This window comes from Algibacter luteus (genome assembly GCF_030344935.1).
Lineage (GTDB): Bacteria > Bacteroidota > Bacteroidia > Flavobacteriales > Flavobacteriaceae > Arenitalea > Arenitalea lutea.
The window spans coordinates 921,079-933,385 of record NZ_CP128313.1; the positions used below are offsets into that span (position 1 = coordinate 921,079).

At 34.4% G+C, this 12,307-nt stretch carries 7 protein-coding genes; 3 read left to right on the top strand and 4 right to left on the bottom strand.

The window, feature by feature from the left end; all coding sequences use genetic code 11:
- Positions 1-2: 2 nt before the first annotated feature.
- Positions 3-1,160 (bottom strand): 5-(carboxyamino)imidazole ribonucleotide synthase, encoded by a 1,158-nt coding sequence (locus O5O44_RS03970; RefSeq protein WP_289195826.1) that lies wholly within the window; start codon positions 1,158-1,160, stop codon positions 3-5.
- Between the two features lie 134 nt (positions 1,161-1,294).
- Here O5O44_RS03970 and O5O44_RS03975 point away from each other — a divergent pair, with 134 nt between their 5' ends.
- From O5O44_RS03975 to O5O44_RS03985, 3 genes are all read left to right on the top strand, one after another.
- Positions 1,295-2,404 carry an adenylate kinase gene (locus O5O44_RS03975; RefSeq protein WP_289195827.1) on the top strand — a complete coding sequence of 370 codons (1,110 nt, stop codon included), beginning with the start codon at positions 1,295-1,297 and terminating at the stop codon, positions 2,402-2,404.
- Positions 2,405-2,495: 91 nt separating this feature from the next.
- Positions 2,496-3,494, top strand: a complete 999-nt coding sequence (obgE, locus tag O5O44_RS03980) for a GTPase ObgE (RefSeq protein ID WP_289195828.1) — start codon at positions 2,496-2,498, stop codon at positions 3,492-3,494.
- A 150-nt stretch (positions 3,495-3,644) separates the two neighbouring features.
- Positions 3,645-4,172: a DUF4136 domain-containing protein gene (locus O5O44_RS03985; protein WP_289195829.1), complete on the top strand. Its 528-nt coding sequence runs from the start codon at positions 3,645-3,647 to the stop codon at positions 4,170-4,172.
- Here the strand turns inward: O5O44_RS03985 and O5O44_RS03990 are convergent.
- Genes O5O44_RS03990 through O5O44_RS04000 form a run of 3 tightly spaced genes read right to left on the bottom strand, consistent with a single transcriptional unit; the run spans position 4,169 to position 12,184 of the window.
- On the bottom strand, positions 4,169-5,557 hold the full coding sequence (locus O5O44_RS03990; RefSeq protein ID WP_289195830.1) for a T9SS type A sorting domain-containing protein: 1,389 nt from the start codon (positions 5,555-5,557) through the stop codon (positions 4,169-4,171). The two genes, O5O44_RS03985 and O5O44_RS03990, sit on opposite strands and share 4 nt — an antisense overlap.
- Before the next feature lies 1 nt (position 5,558).
- Positions 5,559-6,050 (bottom strand): hypothetical protein, encoded by a 492-nt coding sequence (locus tag O5O44_RS03995; RefSeq protein ID WP_019386245.1) that lies wholly within the window; start codon positions 6,048-6,050, stop codon positions 5,559-5,561.
- A gap of 41 nt (positions 6,051-6,091) precedes the next feature.
- The gene (locus tag O5O44_RS04000) at positions 6,092-12,184 is read right to left on the bottom strand and encodes an alpha-2-macroglobulin family protein (protein WP_289195831.1); all 6,093 of its coding nucleotides are present in this window, start codon (positions 12,182-12,184) and stop codon (positions 6,092-6,094) included.
- Between the last annotated feature and the right edge of the window lie 123 nt (positions 12,185-12,307).

The window sequence follows — 12,307 nt, forward strand, 5'->3', positions numbered from 1 at the left end:
ATTTATTCGCTTATAACTTTAATACTTTTCTTAACTTCTTCTGCAACGCGTCGGGCTTCATTTAAATCTTCGTTTACAATGGTTACATGCCCCATTTTTCTAAACGGGCGTGTTTGTTTTTTGCCATAAATATGAGGCGTAACACCTTCCATATTCATAATGTTTTCAATGTTTTTATAAACTACATTGCCGCTGTAGCCTTCTGCGCCAACAAGATTTACCATAACGCCTCCAACTTTACTATCTGTTCTTCCTAGTGGTAAATTTAAAATGGCTCTAATGTGCTGTTCAAATTGCGACGTATAACTAGCTTCAATGGTTTGATGACCAGAATTGTGAGGTCTTGGTGCCACTTCATTAACTAAAATTTGATCGTCTTTAGTTTGAAACATTTCAACCGCTAAAAGACCAACATGATTAAAAGCTTTTGAAACTTTTAAAGCAACCGCCTCAGCTTTTTTTGCTACATCTTCTGAAATTCTTGCAGGACAAATTACATATTCAACTTGATTTGCTTCAGGATGAAACTCCATTTCAACCACAGGATACGTTTTTGTTTCGCCAGATGCACTTCTCGCCACAATTACTGCCAACTCATTTTTAAATGGAATTAACTCCTCGGCAATACATTCGCCTTTTGGCAAACCTTCTAAATCTGATAAATTTCTTACCATCTTAACACCATTGCCATCATACCCAAATTGTGCTGCCTTCCAAACAAAAGGGAATTCTAATCCACCATTTTCCAGAGAGTCTTCAATTTCAGAAATGTAGGCAAAACGCGTAAAATCGGATGTTGGAATATTATGGTCTCTATAAAACAGTTTCTGTTTCGCCTTATTTTGAATGGTTCGTAAGGTTTTTGCCGATGGATATACTTTAATGCCTTCTTTTTCAAGTTTTTCTAGTGCATCAACATTAACATTTTCAATTTCTATGGTTAAAACATCTACTTGTTTTCCAAAATTATAAACCGCATCATAATCCATGAGGTCGCCCAAATGGAATTCATTACTCGCAATTTTACACGGCGCTTCTTCACTCGCATCCAATACAGATGTGTAAATATCAAATTTTCTGGTGTTGTAAAGCAGCATTTTACCTAATTGACCACCGCCAAGTATTCCGAGTTTAAATTTTGAAGAAAAATAGTTTGTCATTGTTTTCAAGCTAATAACTTATTTAAGTTAGGCAAAAATACACTTAAATCTTAAAATACTTCCTAAATCGTAAATCAAAAAATGGGTATTACTTAATCTATTGATTATCTTTGCAACTTTAAAATTTAACACCCGTGATAAAGCTACACGATAAATATTTCAAACCTTTTGTTTCTGCTAAAGAAATTGATGATGCCTTACAGCGCTTGGTTGATGAAATTGCTGAAGACGTAGGTGACGAAATACCTGTATTTGTTGGTATTTTAAACGGGTCGTTTATGTTAACTAGCGATTTTGTAAAGAAGTATCCAAAAACCTGCGAGGTCACTTTTATAAAATTAGCGTCGTATGAAGGCGTGAAATCTAGCGAAGATATCCAACGTTTAATTGGTCTAACACAAGATTTAACCGGAAGAACAGTAATTATACTGGAAGATATTATTGATACCGGAAACACGTTACACGAGGTTCATAGGATATTCAGGAACGAAAAAGTAAAATCGTTAAAAATTGCAACACTTTTTTACAAACCTGAAGCCTATAAAAAAGATTTTAAATTACATTATGTAGGTATAGAGATTCCGAATAAATTTATTGTAGGCTATGGTTTAGATTATGATGGATTAGGAAGAAATTTACCAGAAGTATATCAAATAAAAGAAACACAACACATGACAAACTTAGTACTATTTGGCCCTCCAGGAGCAGGAAAAGGAACTCAAGCAGAATTCTTAAAAGAGAAGTATAATTTAGTGCACATTTCAACCGGCGATGTTTTTAGATACAACATTAAAAACGAAACCGCTTTAGGCATGTTGGCCAAGTCATACATGGATAAGGGCGCACTTGTACCAGACCAAGTTACTATAGATATGTTGAATGCAGAGGTAGAAAAAAATGCTGATGCAAAAGGTTTTATTTTTGATGGTTTCCCTAGAACTAATGCGCAGGCTGAAGCTCTAGATAAATTAATGGACAGCAAAGATTCTCAAATTAATGCAATGATTGCTTTAGAAGTTGATGATGAAGTTTTAGTAAAACGTTTACTTGAACGTGGAAAAACAAGCGGTCGTGCAGATGATGCCGACGAAGAAGTCATAAGAAACAGAATTAAAGTTTATTACAACGAAACTGCAATTTTAAAAGACTATTTCACTGCACAAGATAAATATTTTGGTGTTGATGGTGTTGGTAGCATTGAAGAAATTACCAAGCGATTAAGTGCTGTAATAGACAAACTATAAATTCCTGTAAAAAGCAGGAATCTCATACTTGAAAACTATAACTTTAATATTGAAGTTATAGTTTTTGTATTTTTAATAACAATAAATAACTATGACTGAAGGTAACTTTGTAGATTACGTAAAAATGTATGTTTGTTCCGGAAACGGAGGCAAAGGATCTGTGCATTTACATCGTGAAAAGTATATTACAAAAGGTGGTCCAGATGGTGGTGATGGCGGTCGTGGTGGTCATGTTATTGTGCGCGGTAAAGCGAATTTATGGACTTTACTTCACTTAAAATTTAAGCGTCATACCAGAGCGGGACATGGAGAACATGGAAGTAGCGGTAGAAGTTCTGGTGCCGATGGTGAAGATGTATACATCGATGTGCCCCTAGGAACTGTTATTCGAGATACCGAAACCAATCAAATACTGTTTGAAATAACCGAAGATGGCGAAGAACGAATATTGGCAGAAGGTGGTAAAGGTGGTTTAGGAAACTGGCACTTTAAGTCCTCAACCAATCAAACACCTCGCTACGCACAACCTGGTATTCCATTGGAAGAAAAGTATGTTACCATGGAGTTAAAAGTACTTGCCGATGTTGGTTTGGTAGGCTTTCCTAATGCTGGAAAATCAACATTATTATCGGTAATTACATCTGCAAAACCTAAAATTGCCGATTACGAGTTTACCACTCTAAAACCCAATTTAGGCATAGTTAAATATCGCGATTTTCAAACCTTCGTTATGGCAGATATTCCTGGAATTATTGAGGGCGCTGCAGAGGGTAAAGGGCTTGGTCATTATTTTTTACGCCATATAGAACGTAATTCTATTCTCCTGTTTTTAATTCCTGCAGATGCCAAGGATATTAAAAAACAATATGATATTTTGTTAGATGAACTCCGAAGATACAATCCAGAAATGCTTGACAAGGAGCGTATCATCGCCATTTCTAAAAGCGATTTGCTAGACGACGAGCTCAAAGCGGAACTTAAAAAAGAACTAGATAACGAGTTGCCAATTCCATATTTGTTCATTTCATCAGTAGCGCAAAAAGGCATCAAAGAACTCAAAGATTTACTCTGGAAAATGTTAAATAATTAGGGCGTTACCGCAAGGGTCGGGCTTTACAATACAATCTTTTTGCTCGTGCTTCGCAAAAAGGATTTCCTTTACAATCCCTAACGCAGCTTAAAAACTAAACTTAAACTTTTGGAATAATTTTTGATTAACTTTAACTAAAATTAAAGGCTCATGCGATTTCTAAAAGCTACTATTCTTGCCTTACTCATCGTTTCTTGCGCACCCATTCGTGTAGATTATGATTATGACAAAGCAACCAATTTCAATAACTATAAAACGTATCAATATTACTCGAATTTAAACACGGGTTTAAGCGACTTAGATACCAAGCGCTTATTGAATGTTATCGATGCACAAATGGAAGCCAAGGGCTATTATCTTTCCGAAGACCCAGATTTTTTTATCGATATCAAAAGTTCTGAAATTCAAAATCCGCAAAGGCAATCTGTTGGAATTGGAATAGGCGGTACCGGAAGAAATGTTGGTGGCGGTATTTCTGTAGGTTTACCTATTGGGCAAGCGAACGTAAACCGACAAATAATTATAGATTTTGTAGACGAAAATAAAAAACAACTCTTTTGGCAGGCCATTAGCGAATCTTCATTCAAACCAAACGCAACACCAGAAAAACGCGAAGAACAATTCAATGCTATAGTTGCTAAGATTTTAACTGGTTATCCGCCAGATAAAAAGAATTAATTCTTAATCAATCTTTTACTCGCAATTAAAATATTTCCAGAATAGAAATTTGAAACATAAACACCTTCACTAAAATGACTAATATCAATTGGTGTATTTTCATAATTTGAAAGACTTGTAGACTTTACTTTTTTTCCATCCAAACTCATAATTTCAATTTTTAAATTAGAAGAAGAGTTACTTTCCAACGTCACATTTAAAATGTTATTTGTTGGATTCGGATACATGGAAATCGTATAGTTGTTTAGTTCACTTTCAATATCATTAATTCCAAGTGATGAATAATTTATAGTCCAGGTTACGGTATGAATATGCACACTTTCATGATTATCTACTCTTAAAAATGGAGTGTTATCATGAACTACAGCTGTTAGGGTATTGGCGCCTTCTACCAAATCAGTTTCAAGTACAGATACATCATCTACATTACTAGCAAAACTTACTGTATTTAAGGTCCATTCGCTTTCTAAGGTATTTGGAATAGGTTTAATCAAATCTAATTGAAAATCCAATGAAAAGGTTGGTTCATCAACCGTTGTATTATTTGGTGTGTAGGCATCAATGGGTGATATTAAACTATGAATTTTTTCAACAATCCCTTCTTTACATACAGAGCAAAACGGAACGCCTAAATAGCGCATTTTACAGTTTTGGTGAGGTCTGTTCCAAGTTGCTGCGTTTCCTGAAGTGCCATACGGATAAATGCCAACACCACTAGTTCCTATCCAGTTTTTCCATTTAACCAAGCTCGTATTGGTTTCTTGAGTCATATTTATGGCTTCTCCTGCTAAAGCATCTCCAGGATAATACTCATCTTTCAAATCAAAAAGTGAGTGTCCTAACTCATGTATTACAATTTCATCAGCGCTTGTGCCTGTCGATGAGGTTGCATATGGTCCGCCAGCGCCACCATATTCGGAGGTATTCACCAATATAACAGGCTGGTCGTATTCCGGAAAATTATCTGCTAACACATCATAAACGGTTGCAGAATCATAAGTATAAAGTAATCTGTGAATATTTGCTGTATCAAAAGACGTATTAAAATAATTATCTACAAATTTTACGTCAATTATGGGTTCCGTAACGTCTGTAGCAGTTCCTGGATGGTCGGTTCCACTTTCATTAGAAATCACTTTTATCGCATATACATTAAAGTATGCTGCGTATTCAGTAAACGGACTTTGGCCAAATAAACTACTAGAGAAATTCGTAGCATCGGTTATAAACTGGTTTAATTCAAAAGCCGTATAACCATCGCCCATAAAAACAAGATTGATGCGCTTGTCGTTAGCACCTTCAAGTTTTATTGCTTCAACATCAAATGTTTGTGCAGGAATTTGTAGGGTAATTGCGAGTAGTAAAAAGCATAAAACCAATTTCATACTAGTTAATTTTAGTTTTGATAAGGGGCTCGTTTTCAGCAAAGTTACTAATTGTAATGTATTTAGTAGCGTTTTTTAGTTGTAACCTTATAGAAAATTGGGATTTATCTAAGTCTAGTGTTTTTGTTTGAAATTGTTTTGCATCGTCAACATATTCAATGGTTTGCACCAAAGGATTCTTAATTAGAATTTTATTTATGGTTTTTAGCTTGCTATCTAATTCCGAAAAAATAAGATCCCCATCAACCGCATTTCCAATAGGTTCGAAGGCTATATTTTTTAATTTACCATCTACTATTTTCTTATTGATAAACTCAATTTTCCTTTTATTATCAAGAGTTTTTTCAATAACATAATTTAGAAATAAAATTTTTGGTGTGCTTTCTATTTCAGTCTGATTCTCGAAGCTTTGCTTGCTATTCTTGCATCCTAAAAACACAGGTAGTAATACCAATAACAGTATGGTGATTTTATATTTCGTTATATTTTTCAATAATGACAAAGTGTGTAATTTTGTTTATAGTAATGCAGTAATTATTCAACAAGTATTCGTGTACCTTCACTATGACTGCTAAATTCTGGCGCATACATGCTTTGTATTGTTGTGATACCGTTACTCATATTTCCTGCATTATTCACTCGTAAATTGTATTCAAAAACATAAACACCTTTTGGTAAATTGTCAAAAAAGAAATTGGTGGAAGCATCTTTCGTGCTTTCATAATACCCCAAACCATCTTGCCATTTGTATGTGCTTAATACATTTACAGGTTCTAAACCTGCAGCTCGCATATCTTTCATATGGATAAATTCCATATTTCTATCGCTTCGCAATTCTATTCTAACCCTAACCAAATCGCCAACCTGGAGTGGTGTTTCTTCGTTAATTTCAGAAATTTCTTCGCCAGTATCCGAATTTGTTTTAAGAAATAGTTTCTTCTTTAATTTAAGCGGTGTTTCAGCAGAAGTAATTTGGTCTAGATCTTCAAAATATTGCCAGTATAAACTTCCCCAAGCAATACCCTTTCCAGTTTTAGAAATAGTTACTTCAGCCATATTAGGTTTAATTTCTGAAGCACTCCAAGCTGTTTTATAATATCCTGTTCCGGCCTCAACTTTTACAGCTTCTAATTTTGAAGGCTCTATTTTTTGTCCGCCTAAAACGACATCAACCATATCGGTTACAGACAACCACTCGCTACCTTGAAGTAATAACGCATAAACGGCTTCGGTGGTTGCTTTAGTCGTTTTCCACCTATTGGTTTGTTTGTTTTTAAGCAACCAAATTTTTAAGTTATCAATATCTGTTAGATTCTTAGTTTCTTTCTGAATAACATGTCCAGCTTCAGAGAATGCTTCAATTAAAAGAGCTTGTGTTTCAATAGGTGCTTGGTACCAATACCATGAATTTGTGTTGGCTTTCCAGTACATGCCTAATTCATCAGAAATTATACTAGTTTCTTTTAGCGATTTTAATATTTTAGAAACCGTTTTTGTTTCGTTATTTCTATATGAAACTAAGGTCATTAATCCTTTAGAATATAACGGTCGCGATAACCAATACTTGTTAATTTGAGTTTGGTAATAATCGCTAATTTTTTCAACTTCTTTCGATTTTTTAATCTCTGGAAAGAAGCTACGCATATATAAATAATGCAATTGCGTATGGCTTAAATGGTCTTTATCCAAATCTACATCTTTATTATATTTTCTGATGTTTTTATACGCTTTGATAAATTCATCATCTAAATAATTGATGGCTTTTTGAATTATAGATTCTGCGTTATCATTCTGGAGAACATCGAGCTGTTTCAAGTGCCCAAATCCAGCAATAATGTGTTGGGTGATGTATCGGTTTTCGTATCCACCGTTAAACCATGCCCAAGCACCAGATGGCATTTGATTAGCTTTTAATTTGTTTAGTGCCGACTGTAACTCATTATTCATTTTATTTATATCGAATAAGAGAGCGATACGCTTTTTTTGTTCCGTTTCGCTCTGTGCATCACGTAACCACGGAGTTTCTTGAATTAAAATAGACTTTAATTCTTGGTTCTTTTCTAAGTTAGAAAGTAATGCATCGATATTTCGCCATTGATTAAAAACCTCTTGAATTCGCGGGTTTGAGTTTGCAATATGGCTCGCTAAAGCATTGGAGTAATATCTAGAAAAAGTTTGCTCATTACAGTCGTAAGGATATTCCATTAAATAGGGAAGGGCCTGAACTGCGTACCACGCCGGATTTGAAGTTATTTCTAAAGTTAACTTATGATTTTTGAGTGTGGTTGAGGTATTCGTTTTCAATTTATCTAAAACGAAAGTTCTAGTTTCATTGCTTCTAACCCACATAGGTAGTGTTTCGGTAACCAACATACGGTTACTTAAAACGGGTAATGCATTTTGCTCGCCATCACTAAAACTTTCAGATTTTGCTACTATTTTATATTGAATAGCATCCACATCATTTGGAATAGACAAGCGCCATGATACCTGTGTATTGCCTTTAGCATCAACAATAAAAGAATCCTTGTCTTGATTCCCAGAGAGGGAAGTATTGATTAACTTATCTGTAATATCATTTCCTGATATGGCATCTGTTAATATGAGTTTTACTAGACCAGAAAGTGTTTTATCAGTAAGGTTTGCAATTTTTGTACTGATGGTTATGTTATCGCCTTCGCGTAAAAAACGCGGTGCATTTGGTATTACCATCAATTCTTTTTGCGTAACCGTAGTTAAGGTTTTGGTGGCACTTTCTAAATTTTTAGTGTGGGCTAAAAGTTGTAATTTCCATTGTGTTAAAGCCTCAGGTGTTGTAAAACTAAAACTTACATTGCCATCTTTATCAGTTTGTAATTTCGGAAAGAAAAAAGCTGTTTCTTGCAGGTTTTTGCGAATACCAATGTTTTCGAAGCTTTCTTGTTCTAAGTTTTGTTTATCTGTACTTTCAATTTTTGGAGCGAATCCTGTTACTACCACTTCATCTAAATCAGCATCGTCGCTAACTTTCATGAATGCAACAGATTCTTCAACTTCCATATCATTTTCAACAACTTGAACACCCGCAACTCGACCTTCCAGCGCCCTGGAAACACTCTTATTCCCTCTGATTCTTAAGTCATTGTTGTACCCAAAACTAAACCCAAACCAATTCAATTGGTCGTACGTTTGATGGGAATAATTCGGAATAAAACGGTCTTGATAGACTCTAAAATTTTGTGTACCAAAACTGTTGTTTGCTCGTCTGTTGCTTATGCCATAATAATTAGGCATTTGGATAGGGTTAAAATTCCAAGCATGTGGTTTAAACTGATCTAAGGAAGCATCGTACATACTTGCTAATAACTCAGCACTTACTTTATCACCTTTAGGACCTTTAATATTGAAGCTCCAAGTTTCATCGGTTCCTGGTTGTAATTTATCTCTGAAGGTATTAATTTCAATATCCAGTTCTGTGGAAGGATAAGGCACTGAAATGGTTTCTGACCCTGATAAAAAACTATTAAATGCTGCCAAACTATAATGCACTACGAATCCGCCTAAATCATTTTGTGATACAGGAATAGAAATGGTTTTTTTATTTGCATTTAGCGAAATCACTTCGGTTTTTATAATTTGTTTATCCTTTTCAATGGTAAGCGTAACCTTCACATTTTTAGCTGCAGAACCTACAGTAACTTTTGCCATATCCCCAGCCTGATAAGCGGTTTTGTTAGTGGTTATGGTAAACAGCTGCTTGTCTGCCGGCGTTTCATCTTTATGACTAAACAAGGTGGTTTTTATTTCATCTTTTACCAATTGACCAAATTTATCTTTACTCTCTAATTTGATGAGGTATTGTCCCGATTTCCATTTCTTCAATTTGCCAAGTTCAAGTGTTTTTGAGTCTTTCGTGTTAAACGATTTTTCTAGAACTAGTTTGCCTTTCTCCCAGTTATTAGATAGGTGTTCGTTGGTATAGGCATCATGCGGAAACAATGTCTTAAACTCCTCTTTAGAGAATGTTTGATAATCAGGTGCAGCCCAAGGACGAGCTCTTAAAACGGCATTTGGCGCTTTAAGCTTATAAATTTTAATGCTGCCTTTTGATGGTACGAATTCGCCATTTAAGTTTTTTGTATCTATAGTTAAAGCTACATCTTTTTTGGTTTTATCGATCGGACTCGCGATACTCATGTTCGCAATTAATGCATGATACCCGACATTAACAATGGTAGTTGCGCTTCGTGTTTCACCGTTTAAATCGGTAACATCTGCTGTAATTTCATAATTAAAAACAGGTAAGCTAGTTTTATTAACGCTTTGGTCTGGAATGGCTTTGAAAGTGATTTCAAATTCGCCTTTTTCATTAGTGATACTCTCACCATGCGTGATTTCTTGTGGCTCACTATAAAAACTTGGGCGATACCAAAAATACCAACGCGGATATTCTACTTTGCGATGCACACGATATACCACTTTGGCATCAGTTATATTGCTTCCTGCATAGGCCAAAGCTTGTCCTTTAATGGTAACCGTGTCGTTAACTTTAAAAGTTTCGGTTACTGGGTAAAACTTTGTTTCAAATTTAGGACGCTTGTATTCTTCAACTGAAAAATAATGCTCTGAAAAGAAATCTTCAACATCACCATCAAATTCAATATAATATTCACCATTCAATCCATTATTTGGTAAAATAAATTCACCTGAAACAGATCCGAATTCATTTGTTTTAAATTTAAGCTCTTTAACCTCGTCGTCATTAGTATTAAATAGTGTTACATAAACAGGCTCATTTGCTGCAACCTCTGTTTTACCATTAATAGTTTTCATTGCAATAGCTTTGAAATGAACAGTTTGCCCAGGCCTATAAATACTTCTATCGGTAAACAAGAAGGAATTATAACTATCTTGTTCTTTCGATTGGATATCAGATTGATTGATATAATAATTGCCGAAATAAGCCGTATCGTTGGCACTTTCCACTTTTAACTTGACATTTCTATACCAATTTTTGTCTTTTTCAATTTCAATTTCACCTAACTGATTTGTGGTGTAATTTTTAGTTATTGTATTTCTGTTATTTCTAGATTGGTATGAAACTTTAACTTTGGTGTTGACTTTAGGTGTACCATTATTTCTATCAATTATTTGAAACAACTTATGTGCTGAAGCTTCGGTTTCTACCAAGGCCAAATGTGTTACTTGTATATTCGCGAAAGCAAAATTATTTTTATCTTCATCTATAAATGCGGCAATTATATATCGGCCATTGTCCAGTTTCGGGATTAAAACTTCAGTAGTGTGTGTTTGGTAATCGTTTTCGTTTCTTAATTTATTGTACCAAGTTTTTGAGGCATTTAAGTTTTTAATAAAACGTAGTTGTTCATCTTTTCTGTAAGTATTTATGAATTTCTCAAATTGCTGCTGAGTAATTCGGTATGCATTAAAATTTAGTTCTTTTAAATTCTTATAACGCAGTAGTAATCTTCCATCTTGCTGAATCGGTAAAAAATCTTCGGTGGTAATTTGAATAGAAGCATGTTTAATTTGAGACTTTAAAATTTCACATTGCTCCGCGCCTTTACTATTCGGAAATTTTGAAATGACAGCGTCACAAAGCGTTATGGCATCTTTAGCTTTCCAGCGAAATTGCTCGTTATTAGCAGCTTGATATTGCGTGCTTTCTTGATAGTAAATAGCAGCAATTTCATAATCATATAATCCAGAAACCTCATGAGTTTTATGTCGCTCACTTTCTGTTTTTAAGGCGCTCATTAAGAGGGTTTTTTTATCGACGAATGTGGCATGTTGATTGACAAATTTTAAACGTTCCATATTAACATCAGTCAATGCTAAAGGCGACTTATCTTTCAAATGAAATCGAATCAAATCTTGATAGATTTTTAATGCATGTAGTTGTAACGAGGTAGAGTCTTTTGATTCAATATTTAATACTGAAAATCGTTCAGCAGGAGCCAAAAGATCAGGGTTTTCTACTTCAAATTTATAAGCGGGTTTGGTAATTTGAGTTTCGTTGGTTTTGTAAAATTGTAGTGCATTATGATTTAAAAAATCGAATAACGTAGGTCGATAAATTTTCGAACCTTTTTGCTCATGTAACAAAGCACTGTACTTATTTAAAGGCTCTTGTTGAAGCATCAATCCACTCTGTAAAGAGTTTTGGAAATGAATTTGTGTTTCATTAAAAAGTGTTTGTAAATCCCAAGTTCTAAAGTCTTCAGTATCTACTTTCTCCGCGGTTTTAGTTCGGTTATAGAATTGCCATCTGTGTTGGTTAAAATATTGCCAGTACAAATTTGCTAGAATATTTTCAAGAATATTTTTTGTTGGAAAATCACTTTTAGCAATTTTGGTTTTAAAATCGTTGATGATACTCAATTGCGCGTCTTCCTCTAAAATCAATGCATACTTACTTTTAAAAAGCATGGTTTTTATGAGCTGCGGATTATTATTATCTATAATAGCCTGTTTCTCAATATTTTCAACAGTTTTCAAAGCAGATTTAGGCAATCCGTCGACTTCAAATTGTTCAACTATAGTCCATAGATTGGTGTAATTAGAATCTTGACCTTGAGCAATGTTTGAAAAAAGTATAATCATAAATAATAATAGAGGACGCATCATGTGTTTAAATTTATTATCAATGTAACTTCAAAAGCCATTCCAAACTATAATAAAAAAGTTAATTATCACGTTGATTGAGTGAAGTTAATCATTTTAATGATAAAATACCCGGAGGTAATAGTG

Coding starts and splice junctions, on each gene's coding strand:
- O5O44_RS04000 (WP_289195831.1), bottom strand. CDS start 12,184: ATGATGCGTCCTCTATTATTATTTATGATTATACTTTTTTCAAACATT.
- O5O44_RS03985 (WP_289195829.1), top strand. CDS start 3,645: ATGCGATTTCTAAAAGCTACTATTCTTGCCTTACTCATCGTTTCTTGC.
- O5O44_RS03970 (WP_289195826.1), bottom strand. CDS start 1,160: ATGACAAACTATTTTTCTTCAAAATTTAAACTCGGAATACTTGGCGGT.
- O5O44_RS03990 (WP_289195830.1), bottom strand. CDS start 5,557: ATGAAATTGGTTTTATGCTTTTTACTACTCGCAATTACCCTACAAATT.
- obgE (WP_289195828.1), top strand. CDS start 2,496: ATGACTGAAGGTAACTTTGTAGATTACGTAAAAATGTATGTTTGTTCC.